This is a genomic window from Aeromonas taiwanensis (assembly GCF_000820165.1).
Taxonomy (GTDB): domain Bacteria; phylum Pseudomonadota; class Gammaproteobacteria; order Enterobacterales; family Aeromonadaceae; genus Aeromonas; species Aeromonas taiwanensis.
On the sequence record NZ_CDDD01000008.1, the window covers coordinates 14371 to 33017 of the forward strand.

The following is an 18647-nucleotide window of genomic DNA, read 5'->3' on the forward strand; positions in this document are numbered from 1 at the left end:
CCGTCCTCTCCTTACTTCGATAGCGGCCTGCCCGTACCGGCCTCAGCCCTCACCCACCAGGCTCACCGCCTTGACGTAGGCGTAGAGCCGCACTCCCGGCACCAGGGCGAGCCGTCTGGCGGAGCGGCTGGTGATCCGGGCCAGCAGTATCTGCTGCCCCAGAGCCAACTGCAACAGGGTTTGCCCGGGCCGGACCTCCCGCACCGCCAGCAGCCGGGTCTCCAGGCAGTTGGAGAGGCTGGAGTGCTCGATGGGGGTGGTGGCGATCACCAGATCCCGCGCCGCCACCTTGATCTGCAAGGGGCCCGCTTCATCGGGGGCATGCTCCATGGTCACCATCAGAGGCTGCTCCCCGAGTCGCAGGGTCGCCATCTGCTCGGTGGCATCGTAGTGGGCCAGGGTGGCCGAAAGCATGACGCCGACGTCGTCGCGACTGGCGAGCGACAGGTCGGTGCGGGCGAAGATCTCCCCGGGGGTCCCTTGCGCCTCCACCCGGCCGCCTTCCAGCAGCACCAGCCGATCGCAGAGCAGGCTCACCTCCTCCATGGCGTGGCTGACGAAGATCATGGGGATGCCGCTCTCCTGCTGCAACCCTTTGAGCACGTGGGCCTGATGGATGCGGCTGCGCCTGTCCAGCGCCGAGAAGGGTTCGTCCAGCAGCAACAGATCAGGCTCCGCGAGGAGGGCACGCCCCAGGGCCACCCGCTGGCGCTGACCGCCGGAGAGGCCGTGGGCCGGTTGCCCCAGCAGCTCGGCAAAGCCGAGTCGCGTCGCCAGCGCCTCCGGCTGCCAGCGCCCACTGCCCTTGCCCGCCGCCAGCTGCAGGTTGCCGAGCACGGTCAGGTGGGGGAAGAGGCGGGCGTCCTGAAACACCAGGCCGATGCGGCGTGCCTCGGGCCGCAGGGTCGCCAGCTCCCGTCCCCGCCAGCGCAGGGAGTCTGCGGGAGCCCTGTCCAGCCCGGCGATGATGCGCAGCAAGGTGCTCTTGCCGCAGCCGGAGGGGCCGAACAGGCCGAGGATCCGGCTTGGGGCGAGCGACAGCTCGCACGCCAGGGTGAAAAGGCCGAAAGCCCGGTGGGCCTTGATCTCCAGGGTCATCCGAATAGCCTCCGTTGCCGGCGCTGCAGGACACCGTAGACCAGCACCAGCATCACCAGGGAGAAGCCCATCAGGCCGCCCGCCAGCAGGTGGGCGTTCTGGTAATCCATCGCCTCCACGTGATCGAACAGGGCGATGGAGAGCACCTGGGTCTCGCCCGGGATGTTGCCCCCTATCATCAGCACCACGCCAAACTCCCCCAGGGTGTGGGCAAAGCCCAGGGCCGCCGCCATCACGAAGCTCGGCAGCGTCATCGGCAGGATGATCTTGAAGAAGCGCTCCATGGGGCCGAGCCCCAGGGTGGCCGCCGCCTCCAGCTCCCGGTTGCCCATGTTGACGAAGGCGGAGGTGAGGGGCTGCACCACGAAGGGGAGCGAGTAGATGACGGAGGCGATGAGCAGGCCGAGGAAGCTGAAGGCGAGCGGGGCCCCGAAGGTCTCCCGCCACCAGCTGCCAACGCCGTATTCGGGGGAGAACGCGATCAGCAGATAGAAGCCGAGCACGGTCGGGGGCAGCACCAGGGGCAGGGCCACCAGGGCCTCCACCACGGGGCGCAGCCGGTGCTGGCTGCGAGACAGCCACCAGGCGAGCGGCGGGGAGAGGATCAGCAGTATGACGGTGGTGCTGGCCGCAAGCCTCAGGGTCAGCCAGACGGCCAGCAGATCCCCCTCACTCATGGCACCCCCGCGCGGGGTCCGGGTATGACATCCTGTGCCTCCTTATCGTCAGACCGGCCAGCCCGAGGGCTGGCCGGCGATCCTGGGGTCGGCCGTCACTCATTGTGGCAGAGCATAACCTGCGGCCTTGATCTGCGCCTGGCCAGGGCCCTTGAGCCAGGCCACCAGGGCCTCCACCGCCTCCCCTTTCTTCAGCACCAGCCCCTGCTGTTCGATGGCCGGATAGAAGTCGGCCGGCACCGCCCAGGCTTCGTCAGTCTTGCCCGCCTCCACCAGGTTGGCCCAGGCGACGAAGCCCAGCCCCGCATTGCCGGTGTCGACGAACTGCCAGGTCTGGCTGATGTTGGTGCCGGTCAGCACCCGATACTGCTTGGGATCGATCTTGAGGTGGGCCAGGGTAGCCATGGCCGCGGCGCCATAGGGGGCGGTCTTCGGGTTCGCGATGGCCAGCTCCCCCTTCCAGTCGCGCAGGCTGGCCTCGTCGGGCACCGGGCCCCCCTTCTTCCACAGGCCCAGCTGGCCGATGGCATAGGTGAAGCGCTCACTCCCCTTGCCCTCTTTCTCCAGCTTCTCGGGGGTCACCACGTCGGCGGAGAGGAAGAGATCGAAGGGGGCGCCGTGGGTGATCTGGGTATAGAGCACCCCGGTGGCCGCCGAGCTGATGACGACGCTGTGCCCCGTCTTGGCGGTGAACTCCTTGCCGATGCGCTCCATGGTGCCCTTGAAGTTGGCCGCCACGGCCACCTTGACCTCATCGGCCCGGGCCGCACCACTGAACATCGCGCCGGCACAGACCCCCAGCAACACCACGGTTACGAACGCTTTCATTCCCTTACTCCCTTGACGGTCGGCACAGGGCCGACACCCGGATTGAGACGAGCCCAGGGCTCACTCCCCTTGTCGCCAGCGGGCCGCAGCGGCGTCATCGCTCGCCCTGGCCTCGACCCAGCGTTGTTCCCCGTCGGCGGTCAGCTCTTTTTTCCAGAACGGTGCCCGGGTCTTCAAAAAATCCATGATGAAATGGCAGGCCTCGAAAGCGGCCTCGCGGTGGGCACTGCTCACCGCCACCAGCACGATCTGATCCCCGAGCTGCAGCTCGCCGATGCGGTGAATAAGGGTGCACTCCTGCAGCGGCCAACGGCGGCGTGCCTCGGCGACGATGTCCGCCAGCGCCTTCTCGGTCATGCCGGGGTAGTGCTCAAGGGCCAGCCCCTTGACCGCGTCCCCCTGGTTGAAATCCCGCACCTTGCCCACGAAGGTGACGATGGCGCCGCTGTCATGGCGGACGGCGAGCCGCTCGTACTCCTCCGCCAGCGAGAAGTCCGCCCGCTGCACCAGGATGCGATCCACGCCGGTTGCTTCGCTCATGTCAGCCTCCGGTCGTTACTAGAGAGAGAGGGAAGAAGGCCACTTCGTCACCACCGCACAACTCAGTGGTGCGATCCACGGTCGTTATCTCGCTCATGGTCAGCCTCCCGTCACCGGGGGGAAGAAGGCAACCTCATCTCCGTCGTTGAGGGCCGTCTCCAGCGGCACCAGGGTCTGGTTCACCGCCACCAGCAGTTTGCCGGCTTCGAGTGCCAGCGCCCACTTGTCGCCCCGCTCGCTCAGGGCACTGCGAAGCGCCTCGGCGGTGGCATGCTCGCAGGGCAGGCTCAGCTCGTCGCAGTCCACCAGCTCCCTGACCTGCGCAAAAAACAGTACCTTGATCATGCGTTCTCTCCTGCACCGGCATTCAACTGGAAGTGACCGGACTTGCCGCCCTTTTTCTCCACCAGCCGCAGCTGTTCGATCACCATGTCCTTTTGCACCGCCTTGCACATGTCGTAGATGGTGAGCGCCGCCACGGAGGCCGCGGTGAGGGCTTCCATCTCCACCCCCGTCTTGCCAGAGAGCTTGCACAGGGTGCGGATGTGGACCCTATTCTGCGCCGCCAGCGGCTCTATCTCTACCTCCACCTTGGTGAGGGCCAGGGGGTGGCAGAGGGGAATGAGGTCGGCTGTCTTCTTGGCCGCCATGATGCCGGCGATGCGGGCGGTGGCAAAGACGTCCCCCTTGTGGTGCTGGCCGCCGAGGATCAGGGCCAGGGTTTCCGGCGCCATGGTGACGAATGCCTCGGCACGGGCCTCGCGCTCGGTCACCTGCTTGTCGGTCACGTCCACCATGTGGGCCTCACCGCTCTGGTTGAGATGGGTCAGGTTCATGTATGCCCTTATCGAAAAATAAGACGGATGATCCGGGGAACCCCCGGGATCACAGATGGGACACGAAGTTGCACGGCTTGGTGCGGGCGTCGAGCTGATCCCGGATCAGCTGCTCCCACCCGAGCTGGCAGGCGCCGGTCGAGCCAGGCAGGCAGCAGACTAGGGTACGATTGGCGAGCCCTGCCAGCGCCCGGCTCTGCATGGCCGAGCCCTTGATCTCCGCAAAGGAGAGCTGGCGGAACATCTCGCCGAAACCCTGGACGGTGCGCTCGAACAGCACGCCGACCGCCTCGGGTACCCGGTTCTGTTCGTTGAACCCCGTCCCGCCGTTGACCAGCACCACCTGGACGCCCTCGTCGGCAATCCAGTCGCTCACCCGGGCCCGGATGCGAAACAGGTTGTCCGGGCAGCGCGCCCGGTCCGCGAGCTGGTGCCCGGCCTCGGTCAGGGCCGATACCAGATAGTCGCCCGAGCTGTCGTCGGCGGCGGTACGGCTGTCGGAGACCGTCAGGACGGCGATCTTGAGGGGGATGAATTCGCTGTGTTTGGGGGCCATGGGGCATTTCCTGTCAATGATTGACCACGAGAGGATGGGATGAACGCGCCGCCCGGTCGGGTCGACCGAAGCAGGACAACCCGGGCGTCGCGCTACCGGGGCGGGATTCTATCAAAAGTTGTCGGGCAGAGGGGGTCATGGACCCATAAAAATCGCGGGCCACCGGATCCGCGAGATCCGGTGGCCCGGCTATCAGAAGCCTGCGACGCCTTTCATATCAGGCAGTTGATGCGCAATCCCCTTGTGGCAGTCGATGCAGGTATTGGCCCCGCTTGCCAGGTTGGTGGAGTGCATCTGGGACGCTCGCCGCCCCTGCAGGGAGAAGTCCATGTACTCGAAGTTGTGGCAGTTTCGACACTCGCGCGAGTCCGTATCCTTCATCCGCTTCCATTCCCGCTCGGCCATCTCGCGCCGGTGCGACTCGAACTTCTCGCGGGTATCCACCTTGCCGGTGATCATGCCCCACAGCTCCTTGGAGGCCTGCACCTTGCGAATGATCTTGTAGGTCCACTCGTGGGGTACGTGGCAATCCGGGCAGCTGGCGCGCACGCCGGAACGGTTGGCGTAGTGGATGGTATCGCGGTACTCCACGAACACGTTGTCCTTCATCTCGTGACAGCCGGTACAGAACTTCTCGGTGTTGGAGGCTTCCATGGCGGTGTTGAAGCCACCCCAGAAGATGACGCCGCCGAAGAAGCCCATCAGCAGGATGACCCAGAGGGCTGCCCTGGATGGCGACTTGAAGGTGGTCCACAGACGCTGGATAAAACCGGGTAATTTCATCTATGGGTTCCTCAGTTCAAGGCTTCAACTGGTTTAAACGTATTTTCCACCAGCGGCTTGGCATCCGCTTGCGGCACGTGGCACTGCAGGCAGAAATAGCGGCGGGGAGAGACTTCCCCCAGGGTCTGGCCATCGCGGGTCTCGAAGTGGGTCGGGCTTATCTTGGGCGCCTTCATCTTGCTGGCGTTCTTGAAGCTGTGACAGGCCAGGCACTTGTTGACCTTGTTGTCCACCTCGTAGTTGCGAGTGTCGTGGGGGATCAGCGGGGGCTGATGCATGTACTGGCGATCATAGGTGTCGCCGTCCTTGCGGTAGTTCTTGAGCGGGGCCGCGTCCGCCTCGGTCACGAGATCCGTGCTTCCCCGTTCCGACTTGATCCCCCCCGTGCTGTTGGTGATCTCGGGGACGGCCGCCATCAAGGAACCCGCCATCAGACAGGCCAGCATTGCTCCAATCAGCTTTTTCATTATTTGTTCTCCGACGTTTTCTCTGCCTTGACGGCAAAACCTGTAGTGATTTCGAAAACTTGCTCCGCGCAGACATCGATGCAACGGCCGCAGTTGGTACACTCCTGGGCCACAATCAAGGGCCCGTGACCGCGTTTGGCCCCGTGAACCGGGCCGCGCAGTATGGGTCGCTCCGGGCAGACTGCATAACAATCCATGCAGTTGCTGCACCGCTCGCGCCCATTGGCTGCAATCTTGATAAAACCGACCCGGTTGACCAGGGCATAGAAGGCCCCCACCGGACAGAGATGACCACACCAGCCCCGCTCCACCACGAAGAGGTCGAACAGGAACAGGGCCGCCAGCAGGCCCCAGCCCGCTCCCATGCCAAACAGCAGGCCGCGCAGGGTGAGCGACACCGGGTTGACCAGCTCCCACACCAGCACGCCAGTGATGGCGGGTGCCACCAGCACCATGGCCAGCAGCCAGTAGCGGGTGTGGCGATTGAACTGGCCGTTACCCTTGAGGCCGAGCCTGGCCCGAACCCAGGCGGCGGCGTCCGTCACCAGGTTGACCGGGCAGACCCAGGAGCAGAACACCCGTCCCCCGACCAGCCAGTACCCGGCGAGCACCAGACCCGCACCGAGCCAGAGGGTGGTGAGGGGCCAATGGCCCGTCGCCACCGACTGCAGCAGGGTCAGGGGATCCGTGAGGGGCACCGTCTCCAGCAACAGCGAGCTGGAGAGGTTACCCTTGAGGATCCAGATGCCCGCCAGCGGCCCCAGCAGGAACAGCGCCAGCACGCCGACCTGGCTGAGCCGGCGCAGCACCAGGAAGCGGTGGGCGCGCCACCAGCCCAGCCTGGCACTGGCCTCGGCCCCCGGATAACGACTCATAGCCCCTCCGGTTTGCGGGTAGGCAGGGTGAGCCTGTCGCCGATGAGGGACTTGCCCGCCTTCGCCTTCTCTTCCCAGCCGAGCCGATAGTGATGGCCCAGCTCCCCCTTGGCGAGCCGATGGGGCACAACCTTGATGGCCGCCGTCTCCAGCACGCAGGCGTGCTCGCACTTGCCGCAGCCGGTGCAGGACTCGCTATGCACGGTCGGCAGGAACATGGCGTGCTTGCCGGTGCGCGGGTTGCGTACCAGTTCGAGCGAGATCGCCTTGTCGATGAGCGGGCAGACCCGGTAGCAGACATCGCAGCGCAGCCCCAGGTAGTTGAGGCAGGTCTCGTGGTCGATGAGCACCGCCACCCCCATGCGCGCCTGATCGATGTCTGTCATCCCCTGATCCAGCGCCCCGCTCGGGCAGGCCGCCACGCAGGGGATGTCGTCACACATCTCGCAGGGGACGCTGCGCGCCTCGAAGTAGGGCGTGCCCGTGGTCACGGGATCCAGCAGCCGGGCGAGCTTGAGGGTGTCGTAGGGACAGGCCTCGACACAGAGCCCGCAGCGCACGCAGGCACCGAGGAACATGTCCTCCCCCAAAGCCGCCGGCGGGCGCAATGCCTGGGCCGGCACCGCCTGGGCCTGCTGACGCGCCACGCCGCCGAGCCCCATGCCAAGCAGGCCCACTGAGCAGGCCCCCTTGGCGAGGTCGGTCAGAAACTGGCGACGACTACGGCTCATCCCGGATCCCGCCTCAGGCCTTCATGACCTTGACGGCGCACTTCTTGTAATCCGTCTCCTTGGAGAGCGGATCCGTCGCGTCCAGGGTCAGCTTGTTGACCAGCTGGCTCGCATCGAAGAAGGGCATGAACACCAGACCTTTGGGTGGACGGTTGCGGCCGCGGGTCTCGACCCGGGTCTTCACCTCACCACGGCGGGAGGAGACGATCACCTCCTCGCCACGGCGCACACCACGGGCCTTGGCGTCTTCCGGGTGCATGAAGAGCACCGCATCCGGGAAGGCGCGATAGAGCTCGGGCACGCGGCGGGTCATGGTGCCGGTGTGCCAGTGTTCCAGCACGCGACCGGTGGAGAGCCAGAGATCATACTCCTTGTCCGGCGATTCGGCGGCCGGCTCGTAGGGCAGCGCGAAGATCACCGCCTTGCCGTCGGGCTTGCCGTAGAAACGCACCCCTTCACCCGCCTTCACGTACGGGTCGAACCCTTCGCGATAGCGCCACAGGGTCTCCTTGCCGTCCACCACGGGCCAGCGCAGGCCGCGGGCCTCGTGATACTGATCGAACGGTGCCAGATCGTGACCGTGGCCGCGACCGAAGATGGCGTACTCCTCGAACAAGCCCTTCTGCACGTAGAAGCCGAAGTGATCCGCTTCGTCATTGAGCGCGCCCTTGCTCTGCTCTTTCGGGAACTGGTTGACCTGGCCGTTGGCATAGAGCACGTCAAACAGGGTCTTGCCCTTGAGCTCCGGCATCTTGGCGATGAGTTCGGCCGGCCACACCTCTTCCACGGTGAAACGCTTGGAGAACTCCATCAGCTGCCACAGGTCGGACTTGGCCCCTTCCGGTGCCTTGACCTGCTGGTGCCAGAACTGGGTGCGGCGCTCGGCGTTGCCATAGGCCCCCTCCTTCTCCACCCACATGGCGGTGGGCAGGATGAGGTCGGCCGCCTGGGCGGTCACGGTCGGGTAAGGATCGGAGACCACGATGAAGTTGGCCGGGTTGCGATAACCGGGCAGCCCCTCCTCGTTCATGTTCGGGCCGGCCTGCATGTTGTTGTTGCACATCACCCAGTAGGCGTTGAGCTTGCCGTCTTTGAGCATGCGGTTTTGCAGCACGGCGTGGTAACCCACCTTGTCGGGGATGGTGCCTTCCGGCAGCTTCCAGACTTTTTCTGCGATGGCGCGGTGCTTGGGCTCGGTCACCACCATGTCGGCCGGCAGGCGGTGGGCGAAGGTGCCCACTTCCCGGGCGGTGCCGCAGGCGGAAGGCTGGCCGGTCAGGGAGAAGGGACCCGAACCCGGCTGGGAGATCTTGCCGGTCAGCAGGTGGATGTTGTAGCAGAGGTTGTTGGCCCAGACGCCACGGGTGTGCTGGTTGAAGCCCATGGTCCAGTAGGAAACCACCTTCTTGCTCGGGTCTGCATAGAGCTGGGCCAGCTTCTCGAGCTTGTCCTTGGGCACGCCGGAGAGCTTGGAGACGGACTCCAGATCGTAATCCGCCACGAATTTCGCGAAGTCGTCGAAGCTCATGGGGGTGGAGTCGCCGTTGTCCGGGTTCTTGGCCTTCTGCTGCAGCGGGTTGGTGGGGCGCAGGCCGTAGCCGATGTCCGTGGTGCCCTTGCGGAACTGGGTGTGCTTGTTGACGAACTCCCAGTTCACCTTGTCGTTCTGGATGATGTAGTTGGCGATGTAGTTGAGGATCGCGAGATCGGTCTGCGGGGTGAAGACCATGCCGTTGTCCGCCAGCTCGAAGCTGCGGTGCTCGAAGGTGGAGAGCACGTGCACCTGCACGTCCTGATGGGACAGGCGGCGATCGGAGATGCGTGACCAGAGGATGGGGTGCATCTCGGCCATGTTGGAGCCCCACAGCACGAAGGCGTCGGCCTGCTCGATGTCGTCATAGCAGCCCATGGGCTCGTCCATGCCGAAGGTACGCATGAAGCCCACGACCGCGGACGCCATGCAGTGGCGCGCGTTGGGGTCCAGGTTGTTGGAGCGGAAGCCCGCCTTCATCAGCTTGGCGGCGGCATAGCCTTCCCACACGGTCCACTGGCCGGAGCCGAACATGCCGACGGCGGTCGGGCCCTTCTCTTTCAGGGTGGCCTTGAACTTCTCGGCCATGATGTCGAAGGCCTGATCCCAGCTGATGGGGGTGAAGTCGCCGTTCTTGTCAAACTTGCCGTTGGTCATGCGCAGCATGGGCTGGGTCAGGCGATCCTCGCCATACATGATCTTGGACAGGAAGTAGCCCTTGATGCAGTTGAGGCCACGGTTCACCGGTGCGTCGGGATCGCCCTGGGTCGCGACGACGCGACCTGCCTGGGAGCCCACCAGCACGGAGCAGCCGGTCCCGCAGAAGCGGCACGGCGCCTTGTCCCAGGTGATGGCGGTCTTGTCGGTACTGGTGATCAGGTTCGCCGCCAGGGTGGGGGCGCTGACACCGGCCACGGCAGCGGCTGCCGCCACCGCATTGGCCTTCATAAAGTCGCGTCGACTCAGCTTCATGACATATCCTCGCATTGCTTAATCACATCAATGACAGCCATTGTGACGAGCCGCGCTGGCTCAGCTCCATGGCGCTTATTCCTTGCACTGGGCATCAAGTTCATCGAACTGGTGGTAACAATAGACCCGGCATCGTTTTTTTCATCCGTGGCGACCATCGGGGGCCTCTCGCCGGCCCGACCTCATGGCTCGCTACTCCTCGACTTCGCCTTCATCGAACTGGTGATAGATGAGGGAGGCGGAGAGCACCCCCGGCATCGCCGAGATGGCGTCGATGGCCGCCATGATGGGACGCTGGCTTGCCCCTTCCAGGGTCACCACCAGCTTGCCCTCCTCGCTGACGGCGTGGATCTCGGCCCCTTCCAGGGTGGCGATCCGCTCTGCAAGCTGGTGACGCTGGGCCGGCTGGGCCAGCACCACCAGGCTCGATACATGGAACTCTTCTCGCTTCATCTCGCTGCTTTCCAAGGTGCTCATCTCATGGGTCATGTCGCCTCCCCGCCGTGGGCGAGGCCAATCCTGATACTGCCGACCGGACAATCCGCCACACAGGCACCACATCCATTGCACGACTCGGTCTGGATGCTGGGGGTCGGTACTCGCCCCAGCTGGGGGGAAAATCGGATGGCCTGCTGCTCGCAGCTGTCCTGGCAGCGCTGGCAGAAGACCTGGGAGCTGGCCAGACAACCGGCCTCGATATGGGCCACATACTCCCAGGGCGTCTGGGTTGTCGGTCGAAAGACAGGCGCCTGGCAGGCGTCGACACACTCGGCGCAGAAGGTGCATTCGCCACGCAAAAAATCCACGGTGGGAAAGCCGCCGTCGCCCTTGACCAGGATCTGTTCCGGGCAGGCCGTCAGGCAGTCACCGCAACGGGTGCAATCGGTAATGAACTCGTCCCAGGAGACGGACCAGGGCAGCTGGACTCCGGGTTTGGGCGTCGCCAGGCGTCCTCGCAGCAGGCCGCGGCGTGACAGATTGATCCCATCGGCCATATCGACTCCTCTTCACAGGGACAGAACCCTGCGTGGATCCCGTGAGTAGCATTTTCAATACCAATTATAAGCGTGGGTGTATATTGCGACTCTGACAAGTCCAGCGATATACCACCAGGGAGATAAACAGGGGGGATTCTTGCGCTGGATCAAACCCTTGGCGCAATTAGGCGAAAGAGGGGCAAGGCAAATTACCCCTATGTGAGGATTGCTAATTAATCGATGACGATTCGGGGGTGGCGACCCGGCGTCAGCCGCCGATGGACGCCAGGTGAGGGGTCATGCCGGCATTGCCTTCGTGCAGACGGTGGGTGGCGGCCTTGCCGGTCAACGCCTGGCGGATCCGCGCTTGCAGCGCATCCTGCTGGTCGTCGGCGGTGAGCAGGTCCCGCAGTTCCACCCCGTTGTCACCAAAGAGACAGAGGTGGAGCTTGCCCAGGGAGGAGACCCGCAGCCGGTTGCAACCGGCGCAGAAGTCCTTGCTGTAGGGCATGATAAGCCCGACTCCGCCACGCGATTCCGGGTGCATAAACACCTGGGCAGGGCCGTCGTCCAGCCCGCGCAGCTGCTGCACCCAGCCCGTCTCCAGCAGTCGCTGCTTGATGAGATCGCCGCTGGTGTGGCGGTCACGAAACAGGGTGTCCATCTCGCCGGTCTGCATCAGCTCGATGAAGCGCAGTTCGATGGGCTTGTCCTGGATCCAGGCCAGAAAAGTGCCCAGCTCATGGTCGTTGAGCCCCTTGAGCAACACGGCATTGATCTTCACCGACTTGAAGCCGGCCGCCAGCGCGGCGTCTATCCCCGCCATCACGTCGGCCAGCTTGTTCTCGCCGGTGATCTGGTGAAACTGCCGGGGATCCAGGCTGTCGACGCTGACGTTGAGGGCCGTCAGCCCCGCATCGAACCACTCGCGGGCACGCTCTTTCAGGCGATAACCGTTGGTGGTCATGGCCACCTTCTCGATGCCGGGGGTATGGGCAACCGTCTCTATGATGGCGGTAAAGTCGCGGCGCAGGGAGGGCTCACCGCCGGTTAGGCGCACCTTGCGCGTCCCCATGGCGGCAAAACCGGAGACGACGCGGCGTATCTCCTCCAGGGAGAGGAAGGACTTGCGCCCCTCTGCCCCCCCTTTCGGCGGGTGATATCCATCCGGCAGACAGTAGGTACAGCGAAAATTGCACACGTCGGTGACCGACAGGCGCAAATAGTAAAAGCGACGGGAAAAACCATCTTCAAGTGGCAACATAAACACCTTTCCAAATACGGGAGGCCAGGGCATTTCTTTCCTGACCCTTTCAGCTCGAACAACGGCTGACGGCGATCTCCCCCTATCTCAATGACTTAGGCAAAATCGCTCGGAGTTCATCTAGTTTTTCGATGCTAGCACAACTTGGAGTACACTCCCATGCTACTTTGTGGGGTCTTTATGGCTGTGAGGGGAGCCTGTCGGCATGGGAAAATGGTTCAGAGTGCACTCGGTCAGCAGCGCCATCGGTCGTTCCATGGTACTGATCCTCTTCATGGCCAGCCTGATCGCCGTGGTGGCCATGGTTACCCTCTTCTATTCGGTGCCGGACGCCAAGGCCATCAACCTGTCTGGCTCATTGCGCATGCAGGCCTACCGGATGGCCTACGAAATCGAGAAGGACCAGCCCGTCCTGGGGCGGCTCGCCCAGTTCGAGCAGACCCTCAACGCCCCCGAACTGCAGGAGACCCAGCGCTGGATCACCCCCGCCTCCCTGCGCCGCACCTATGGCGAGGTGTTGCTGCAGTGGCAGATGATGCGCGAGCACATCGAGAACGCCACTCCCAGCCGTTATACCGACAATACCGAGCAGTTCGTCGCTGCCATCGATGATTTCGTCAACCAGATGCAGTACCACGTCGAGTTCAAGGTGCGCATGCTGGCCCTGGCCGAGGGGCTTGGCCTGCTCGCCATCATCACCATCGCCTGGTGCACAGTCCGCTTTACCCGCCAGCAGGTGGTAGCGCCGCTCAATCAGCTGGTGTTGTGCGCCCGCCAGATCCAGCGCCAGGAATTCGATCTCACCCTGCCCCCCCACTGTGAGAACGAACTGGGAGAACTGTCGGGGGCCTTTGCCACCATGGCCGCAGAACTCGGCAAGCTCTATCGGGAACTGGAGAGCAAGGTAGAGGAGAAGACCGCCAAGTTGCAGCAGGCCAACGACACCCTCTCCTTCCTCTATTCCACCGCCCAGAAACTGCATGCGGCACCGCTGAGCCGGCGCACCCTGCAAAAACTGCTGGAGCGGGCGGCCGCCCACCAGCACATCGATTACATCCGCCTCACCCGCTTCGAGCACAATGCCATGCCCGTCTATATCACGGGACGCAAAGGGTGGCCCGGCGATCTCGAGGCCGTGGTGAGTTTCTACCTGCAGATGGATGACGAGGAGTACGGCCGGCTCGACATGATAAGCACACATCCCGTCGACGAGCGCCTGATGAAGAACTTCTCCATGCTGCTGGCCCAGGTGCTGCACAAGGATCAGACCCTGCTGCAGCATCAGCGCCTGCTGTTGATGGAGGAGCGGGCCGTCATCGCCCGCGAGCTACACGACTCGCTGGCGCAGGCCCTCTCCTATCTCAAGATCCAGGCCACCCTGCTCAAGCGATCTTTTGCCAAGGGAGATACCGCCAAGACCGAGGCCGCCATGCAGCAGATCGACGAGGGGCTTGGCAACGCCTATACCCAACTGCGCGAGCTGCTCGGCACCTTCCGCCTCAGCATCGGCGACGCCAACCTGGGCGAGGCCATCGGTGTCATGCTGGAGCAACTCAAGCCCCAGACCCGGGCCGAGATAGGGCTTCAATACGGTCTGACCGATACCGATCTCGAGGCGGGACAACATATCCACATCTTGCAGCTGATCCGTGAGGCAGTCCTCAATGCCATCAAGCATGCCAACGCCGAGCGCATTGACGTTAGCTGTGAGACCCTGGCTGATGGTAACATTCTGGTTCAGATTGCAGATGATGGTGTCGGAATAAGGGGTGCAAGCTCGGCAGTGAATCACTACGGTCTCAGCATCATGAATGAACGAGCCAGCAAATTGCACGGCCAGTTGACCATCAGTGAGCCGCCTTGTGGAGGCACCCGCGTACACCTGACCTTTCCCACCAGCCTAACAAGAGATGCCTGATGGACGAGATGAAATACAGTGTTCTGGTCGTAGATGATCACCCCCTGATGCGCAAGGGAATTGTGCAGTTGCTGGAATTGGAAGAGAACATCGAGGTCGTCGGCGAGGCGTCCAACGGCACTGACGCCGTGGCCATGGCCAAGGAGTCCGAGCCGGACCTCATCCTGCTCGACCTCAATATGAAGGGCCTGTCCGGTCTAGATACCCTCAAGGCGCTGCGGGCCGAAGAGGTCACCTCCCGCGTGGTGATCCTGACCGTCTCCGATGCCCGCCAGGACGTGGTGGCCCTGCTCAAGGCCGGTGCCGATGGCTACCTGCTCAAGGACACCGAGCCCGACATGCTGCTCGCCCAGCTGGCCGATGTCATGACCGGCAAGCAGATCCTGAGCGAGCCGCTGCGCCCCTACCTCGAGAACATCTACGAGCTGGATCACCTGCAGCAGAAGCTGGAGAGCCTGACCCGACGCGAGATGCAGATCATGCGCGAGATAGCCAAGGGCCTCTCCAACAAGCAGGTGGCTTCCGTCCTTCACATCTCGGAAGGCACGGTCAAGGTGCACGTCAAGAGCCTGCTCAAGAAGCTCGAGGCCCAAAGCCGCGTGGAGGCGGCTGTGATGTATCTGGAACAACGCAACTAGGCAACCGGCCCCCGCGCCAGCAAGCCCGCCATCCCCGGCGCCTTGCTGGCGTGCCCCCCTGCCCTCTCTGGTTCATAGGTGTAACAACCCTCTGCGTAACGCGGCTGCTGTCTCTTTGGAACAACACTGCCAGGCAACCCGCCCGCAGCAGCAAACATGACCTCCCCGGCACTTATCTGACCTGCCTCTCCCCTTCGTCCTTGTGGTTCATAGGTGTAACAGCACTTTACTGAGTAAATGCATTATTATCTTCAGGATGTCGTTCACTGGCCTGAGGAGAAAACGCATGACTGCCGAACAGATAGAACTGGTGCAAAGGGCATGGGGCAAGGTCACCGCCCTGAGCACCACCTATGTCGCAGAGGTATATGAGGAGCTGTTTCGCCTGTCACCGGAGCTGCGCACTCTCTTTCCCAGTAATCCGGAAATGCCCGTCACCAAGGTTGCCGACACCCTGAATACCGTCATTACCAGTCTGGATCAGCTGGATGCATTGAGCTTCATCATTCGGGATCTCGGCAAACAGCACCAGAAATTCAATGTGCAGCCAGACCAGTTCGTACCCCTGAAGCAGGCATTAACCCTGGTCTTGGCGCGGCGTCTGGGGGAGTACTTCACACCCGCGCTGGCTGACGCCTGGTCGCAGATGTACGACGAAATCGCCGTCCTGATGAAGGAGGGACTGACTCGGAACACCGAATCCATTCACTGATCCGGCCCTATCCATCGACGGCCAGCAGGCGGCTAGCAGTGCCTCCTCCCAGGCAATTTGCGTGTTCCATTTTTGCAATATGCGAAAGCAGCCCCATTCTGCAGATGGGGCATATTCGAGCCCCTTAAACCTCACCTGAATCCTGCCTGTTTCGTGCTTCACCACATCAAATAGAAAACATTCAATATATTGATTTTAAAGCCATTAAAGAATTTCACGCGCTATTTCCCGGTCATCTCCTCCCCACTTCCCACTCTCTGGCACGGTCACTGCATTGTCACATTCAGATACGACTCATCGGAGGATGGAACATGAAACTTCAACACCTGGCACTGTTCCCCTTGCCTTCACACATACTGCCTGGCGGAAAACTTCCCCTGCGCCTGTTCGAGCCGCGCCACCTCCAGATGCTCAAGGAGTCCTTCATCGAAGATCGGGGCTTTGGCATCGTCATGGAGGAGACGACCAGCACGGGCACTTGCGGGCGGATCCTGCCGGTCGGCACCCGCGTCAAGGTGACGGACTTCTATACGCTCAACGATGGTTTGCTCGGGGTAACCGTGCTGGGTCTGGAACGGTTCTGCATCCACGAGATGGAGACTGACGCCTCGGGTCTGCGACATGCGCAGGTCGAGACGCTGCCCAACTGGCCCAGCGCCCACTCCGACTTCAGCGACGAGCAGTTGGTCAGCAGATTGAGGGAGGTGTTTGAGCAGTATCCGGAACTTGATGAGCTCTATCCGGACAAGCAGTTCGACGATGCGTCCTGGCTCTGCCAGCGCTGGCTCGAGATCCTGCCCATGCCGATCTATGAAAAGCAGATGTTGATTGCCAAACAGAACAGTGAAGCGGCGCGCCAGTTTTTACGCCGACTGATCGCACAGTGAGTCAAGAAGCGGTTTGCAAAACGCGAATTTACTGACAGTAAAATTCTTATAATGAAAGTAGTAATTTGCATTTTGCAACCAAGCGTAGCGATAAATAACACCTAACTCGGCTACAAACCGCAAAAAACAGGTCATGAAAAGTTGGCACGACTTTTTCATATAAGACCGTACAACCCGATTTATCCCGTGCTCTCTTCAGTATTTGCTGAAGAATTGGTCAACTACCCAGTTGACCATTTTTTTTACCCAAAAATCGGCTCACCGGGTCCGGCAGTGCCGCAACAGACAATTGCGCAGCCGCGCCAGGCTGATGGGCTTGGCCAGAAAGTCGTCCATGCCCTGCGCAAGGCAGCGGGCCCTGTCCTCCATCATCGCATTGGCCGTCAGCGCCACTATGGGCACCTGGCAACCCAGTTCACGCAGACGACGGGTGGCCTCCAGCCCGTCCATCTGGGGCATCCGCATATCCATCAGGATCAGATCCGGTCGCCGTTCACCAACCAGTGTCAGCGCCTCCAGGCCGTTGTTTGCCACCCTCACCCTGCACGCCAGTTTTTGCAGCATGAGCGACACCACCAGCTGATTGACCGGGCTGTCCTCCACCACCAGCACGTCCAGATCGAGCGCACCCACCCCCTCGCTGGCTGGATCCGCTACCGGGGAACAGGGGGTGGCCATCCCGGGCAACTCGAACCAGAAGCAGCTCCCCTGCCCCGGCGAGCTCTGCACGCGAATGTCCCCGCCCATCAGTTGTACCAGTCGCCGGCAGATGGCGAGCCCGAGTCCGGAACCGGAGAAGCGCCGGGTCGCCGAACTGTCGACCTGGTAGAAGGGTTCGAACAGCTGCGCCTGATCCTCGGGGGAGATACCGATCCCCGTGTCGCTGACCGATACCCTGAGCCTGTCGTCCTGCCAGGTGAGTGCGAGTCGCACGCAGCCCTCTGCCGTGAATTTCACCGCATTGCCGAGCAGGTTGCCGATCACCTGGGAGAGGCGCACCGCATCCCCTTGCAGACGGGATGGCACCGTCTCATCGAGGTGCCAGTACAAGCCGATACCCTTGGCGCTGGCTTGTGCCTGCAGGGGGCCAACCAGAGCCCGGCACAATTCGGCGGGCTGGAAGGACTCACAGTGCAGCGTCAGGGTATGGGACTCGATTTTCGAGAAGTCGAGCACATCGTCGATGATGGTCTGCAACAGGTGTGCGGAGTGGGTGGCATGACCGATAAGGGTCTGCTGCGGGGCGTCGAGCTGCCCGTGCTGCAGCAGATCCAGCATCCCCAGCACGGCATTCATGGGGGAGCGGATCTCGTGGGTCATCATGGCCAGGAACTGGGACTTGGCGCGGTTCGCCGTCTCGGCCTCGTCCCGCGCACGCGCCAGCTCCTGTTCGCGGCGGATCTGGTTGCCTATCTCCCGCGCCGTCCCCCGATAGCCGATGAAGGCCCCCTGGGGGTCGTGACAAGGCTCGGCGTGGATCTCCATCCAGCAGGGGCCGTTGGCCAGCAACACCTGGACGCGGATCCCCCGCACCGACAGATGGCGGTCGATAAGACGCCGGTAACTGCTCCAGGCGGGATCCTGCTTGTCGTGGGCAAAGTCGTAGAGGCTGCGTCCGGCATGGCGGGCCAGCAGCTCCCTCTGGTAGCCAGGCGCAGAGACATAGCTGAGCCTGTGCTCGGGATCCGTCTCCCAGAACCAGTCCGACGCCATGGCGGCGAAGCTGCGAAAGCGCTGCTCGCTGGCCTTCAGGGCCAGGGTCTTGAGCTCAACCTGCTCCTGCAGACGGGCCCGGTAGGCAATGTTGACCAGCGCCTGGGAGATGAGCGGCTGGCAGCGCTGCATCGCCGCCTTGCTCTTGAGATCGAAGGTGCCTGCGGCACTGTGCCGACAGACCAGCACACCGGAGAAACCTGGCCCTTTCAGCCCGGTCAGCATGATGCTGGCCCAGCCAGCCTGCCCCACCAGAGGGGCCAGCTCCGGCAACTGGGCAGGATCATAGATGATCAGGGTGTCCCCATCGATGGCCCTGGAGAAGAGCGGAGAGAGCAACCAGGTGCGGCCGACCTCTTCCGGCTGGGTGCTGAGATGGGTAGTGCCGCTCGCCCCCTCCCAGGCGATCACGTCTGCCTCTTCAAACCCGATGAAGGTCTTGAGCGCGAGAATGAGGCTCTCCAGCACCTGCTCCAGGCTCTGGGCCTGCGCCAGCGTCGCCACACCACACAGCAGAGCCTGCGACTCCTCGCGGTATCTGGCCTCCCGTTCCCGGCAGCGCATCAGCTCCACCATCGTGGTCTGCAGCTTGTCGCCCAGGGTTTCGAGTTCGCTATTGCCTGTCATCTTGGATCCAGCTGAGT

20 protein-coding genes and 1 riboswitch are annotated in these 18647 nt (G+C 62.9%); of the genes, 4 read left to right on the forward strand and 16 right to left on the reverse strand.

Annotated features, from left to right (window positions below):
- Positions 1-42: 42 nt before the first annotated feature.
- The 15 genes from modC to moaA all read right to left on the reverse strand — a co-directional run bounded on the left by modC (position 43) and on the right by moaA (position 12135).
- Entirely contained in the window at positions 43-1098 is a 1056-nt protein-coding gene (modC, locus tag BN1136_RS01090; RefSeq protein ID WP_043761767.1) for a molybdenum ABC transporter ATP-binding protein, read from the reverse strand.
- Positions 1095-1775 (reverse strand): molybdate ABC transporter permease subunit, encoded by a 681-nt coding sequence (gene modB, locus BN1136_RS01095; RefSeq protein WP_043761770.1) that lies wholly within the window; start codon positions 1773-1775, stop codon positions 1095-1097. The genes modC and modB overlap by 4 nt, the downstream gene beginning before the upstream one ends.
- A 99-nt stretch (positions 1776-1874) precedes the next feature.
- A complete protein-coding gene (modA, locus tag BN1136_RS01100; RefSeq protein ID WP_043761773.1) occupies positions 1875-2603 on the reverse strand; it encodes a molybdate ABC transporter substrate-binding protein in 729 nt (242 codons plus the stop codon).
- A 60-nt stretch (positions 2604-2663) separates the two neighbouring features.
- On the reverse strand, positions 2664-3143 hold the full coding sequence (gene moaE / locus BN1136_RS01105; RefSeq protein ID WP_043761775.1) for a molybdopterin synthase catalytic subunit MoaE: 480 nt from the start codon (positions 3141-3143) through the stop codon (positions 2664-2666).
- A gap of 99 nt (positions 3144-3242) precedes the next feature.
- Positions 3243-3488, reverse strand: coding sequence for a molybdopterin synthase sulfur carrier subunit (gene moaD, locus BN1136_RS01110; protein ID WP_043761776.1), 246 nt, complete (start codon positions 3486-3488; stop codon positions 3243-3245).
- Positions 3485-3979 (reverse strand): cyclic pyranopterin monophosphate synthase MoaC, encoded by a 495-nt coding sequence (gene moaC, locus BN1136_RS01115; protein ID WP_043761777.1) that lies wholly within the window; start codon positions 3977-3979, stop codon positions 3485-3487. Before moaC ends, moaD begins: the two co-directional genes overlap by 4 nt.
- Before the next feature lie 49 nt (positions 3980-4028).
- Positions 4029-4535, reverse strand: coding sequence for a molybdenum cofactor biosynthesis protein B (moaB, locus tag BN1136_RS01120; RefSeq protein WP_043761778.1), 507 nt, complete (start codon positions 4533-4535; stop codon positions 4029-4031).
- A 192-nt stretch (positions 4536-4727) separates the two neighbouring features.
- Positions 4728-5318: a cytochrome c3 family protein gene (locus BN1136_RS01125; RefSeq protein WP_043761779.1), complete on the reverse strand. Its 591-nt coding sequence runs from the start codon at positions 5316-5318 to the stop codon at positions 4728-4730.
- An 11-nt stretch (positions 5319-5329) separates the two neighbouring features.
- Entirely contained in the window at positions 5330-5785 is a 456-nt protein-coding gene (locus BN1136_RS01130) for a nitrate reductase cytochrome c-type subunit (RefSeq protein ID WP_043761781.1), read from the reverse strand.
- The gene (napH, locus tag BN1136_RS01135) at positions 5785-6660 is read right to left on the reverse strand and encodes a quinol dehydrogenase ferredoxin subunit NapH (RefSeq protein ID WP_043761783.1); all 876 of its coding nucleotides are present in this window, start codon (positions 6658-6660) and stop codon (positions 5785-5787) included. Before napH ends, BN1136_RS01130 begins: the two co-directional genes overlap by 1 nt.
- Positions 6657-7391: a ferredoxin-type protein NapG gene (gene napG, locus BN1136_RS01140; RefSeq protein WP_043761784.1), complete on the reverse strand. Its 735-nt coding sequence runs from the start codon at positions 7389-7391 to the stop codon at positions 6657-6659. The genes napH and napG overlap by 4 nt, the downstream gene beginning before the upstream one ends.
- Before the next feature lie 13 nt (positions 7392-7404).
- Positions 7405-9894 carry a nitrate reductase catalytic subunit NapA gene (napA, locus tag BN1136_RS01145; protein ID WP_043761785.1) on the reverse strand — a complete coding sequence of 830 codons (2490 nt, stop codon included), beginning with the start codon at positions 9892-9894 and terminating at the stop codon, positions 7405-7407.
- A gap of 192 nt (positions 9895-10086) precedes the next feature.
- Positions 10087-10371, reverse strand: coding sequence for a chaperone NapD (locus BN1136_RS01150; RefSeq protein WP_231557822.1), 285 nt, complete (start codon positions 10369-10371; stop codon positions 10087-10089).
- An 8-nt stretch (positions 10372-10379) separates the two neighbouring features.
- Positions 10380-10889: a ferredoxin-type protein NapF gene (gene napF / locus BN1136_RS01155; RefSeq protein ID WP_043761786.1), complete on the reverse strand. Its 510-nt coding sequence runs from the start codon at positions 10887-10889 to the stop codon at positions 10380-10382.
- A gap of 250 nt (positions 10890-11139) precedes the next feature.
- A complete protein-coding gene (gene moaA / locus BN1136_RS01160; protein WP_043761787.1) occupies positions 11140-12135 on the reverse strand; it encodes a GTP 3',8-cyclase MoaA in 996 nt (331 codons plus the stop codon).
- A riboswitch (molybdenum cofactor riboswitch) is annotated at positions 12123-12262 on the reverse strand. It overlaps the preceding gene by 13 nt.
- Before the next feature lie 78 nt (positions 12263-12340).
- Here moaA and narQ point away from each other — a divergent pair.
- From narQ to BN1136_RS01180, 4 genes are all read left to right on the forward strand, one after another.
- Positions 12341-14053, forward strand: a complete 1713-nt coding sequence (narQ, locus tag BN1136_RS01165; protein WP_043761788.1) for a nitrate/nitrite two-component system sensor histidine kinase NarQ — start codon at positions 12341-12343, stop codon at positions 14051-14053.
- Positions 14053-14691: a two-component system response regulator NarL gene (gene narL / locus BN1136_RS01170; RefSeq protein WP_043761789.1), complete on the forward strand. Its 639-nt coding sequence runs from the start codon at positions 14053-14055 to the stop codon at positions 14689-14691. The genes narQ and narL overlap by 1 nt, the downstream gene beginning before the upstream one ends.
- Positions 14692-14977: 286 nt before the next feature.
- Positions 14978-15403, forward strand: a complete 426-nt coding sequence (locus BN1136_RS01175) for a globin domain-containing protein (protein ID WP_043761790.1) — start codon at positions 14978-14980, stop codon at positions 15401-15403.
- Between the two features lie 311 nt (positions 15404-15714).
- Positions 15715-16290, forward strand: a complete 576-nt coding sequence (locus tag BN1136_RS01180; RefSeq protein WP_043761791.1) for an LON peptidase substrate-binding domain-containing protein — start codon at positions 15715-15717, stop codon at positions 16288-16290.
- A gap of 258 nt (positions 16291-16548) precedes the next feature.
- On the opposite strand, the gene BN1136_RS01185 is transcribed toward BN1136_RS01180, so the two are convergent.
- A complete protein-coding gene (locus BN1136_RS01185; protein WP_043807943.1) occupies positions 16549-18630 on the reverse strand; it encodes a PAS domain-containing hybrid sensor histidine kinase/response regulator in 2082 nt (693 codons plus the stop codon).
- Between the last annotated feature and the right edge of the window lie 17 nt (positions 18631-18647).

What these genes read in the sequence shown, in the direction of transcription:
- BN1136_RS01150 (WP_231557822.1), bottom strand. Translation starts at nt 10,371, where the DNA reads ATGAGCACCTTGGAAAGCAGCGAGATGAAGCGAGAAGAGTTCCATGTA.
- BN1136_RS01175 (WP_043761790.1), top strand. Translation starts at nt 14,978, where the DNA reads ATGACTGCCGAACAGATAGAACTGGTGCAAAGGGCATGGGGCAAGGTC.
- BN1136_RS01130 (WP_043761781.1), bottom strand. Translation starts at nt 5,785, where the DNA reads ATGAAAAAGCTGATTGGAGCAATGCTGGCCTGTCTGATGGCGGGTTCC.
- moaD (WP_043761776.1), bottom strand. Translation starts at nt 3,488, where the DNA reads ATGATCAAGGTACTGTTTTTTGCGCAGGTCAGGGAGCTGGTGGACTGC.
- moaC (WP_043761777.1), bottom strand. Translation starts at nt 3,979, where the DNA reads ATGAACCTGACCCATCTCAACCAGAGCGGTGAGGCCCACATGGTGGAC.
- moaE (WP_043761775.1), bottom strand. Translation starts at nt 3,143, where the DNA reads ATGAGCGAAGCAACCGGCGTGGATCGCATCCTGGTGCAGCGGGCGGAC.
- BN1136_RS01185 (WP_043807943.1), bottom strand. Translation starts at nt 18,630, where the DNA reads ATGACAGGCAATAGCGAACTCGAAACCCTGGGCGACAAGCTGCAGACC.
- narL (WP_043761789.1), top strand. Translation starts at nt 14,053, where the DNA reads ATGGACGAGATGAAATACAGTGTTCTGGTCGTAGATGATCACCCCCTG.
- moaB (WP_043761778.1), bottom strand. Translation starts at nt 4,535, where the DNA reads ATGGCCCCCAAACACAGCGAATTCATCCCCCTCAAGATCGCCGTCCTG.
- narQ (WP_043761788.1), top strand. Translation starts at nt 12,341, where the DNA reads ATGGGAAAATGGTTCAGAGTGCACTCGGTCAGCAGCGCCATCGGTCGT.
- napG (WP_043761784.1), bottom strand. Translation starts at nt 7,391, where the DNA reads ATGAGCCGTAGTCGTCGCCAGTTTCTGACCGACCTCGCCAAGGGGGCC.
- BN1136_RS01180 (WP_043761791.1), top strand. Translation starts at nt 15,715, where the DNA reads ATGAAACTTCAACACCTGGCACTGTTCCCCTTGCCTTCACACATACTG.
- modC (WP_043761767.1), bottom strand. Translation starts at nt 1,098, where the DNA reads ATGACCCTGGAGATCAAGGCCCACCGGGCTTTCGGCCTTTTCACCCTG.
- napH (WP_043761783.1), bottom strand. Translation starts at nt 6,660, where the DNA reads ATGAGTCGTTATCCGGGGGCCGAGGCCAGTGCCAGGCTGGGCTGGTGG.
- BN1136_RS01125 (WP_043761779.1), bottom strand. Translation starts at nt 5,318, where the DNA reads ATGAAATTACCCGGTTTTATCCAGCGTCTGTGGACCACCTTCAAGTCG.
- modA (WP_043761773.1), bottom strand. Translation starts at nt 2,603, where the DNA reads ATGAAAGCGTTCGTAACCGTGGTGTTGCTGGGGGTCTGTGCCGGCGCG.
- napA (WP_043761785.1), bottom strand. Translation starts at nt 9,894, where the DNA reads ATGAAGCTGAGTCGACGCGACTTTATGAAGGCCAATGCGGTGGCGGCA.
- modB (WP_043761770.1), bottom strand. Translation starts at nt 1,775, where the DNA reads ATGAGTGAGGGGGATCTGCTGGCCGTCTGGCTGACCCTGAGGCTTGCG.
- napF (WP_043761786.1), bottom strand. Translation starts at nt 10,889, where the DNA reads ATGGCCGATGGGATCAATCTGTCACGCCGCGGCCTGCTGCGAGGACGC.
- moaA (WP_043761787.1), bottom strand. Translation starts at nt 12,135, where the DNA reads ATGTTGCCACTTGAAGATGGTTTTTCCCGTCGCTTTTACTATTTGCGC.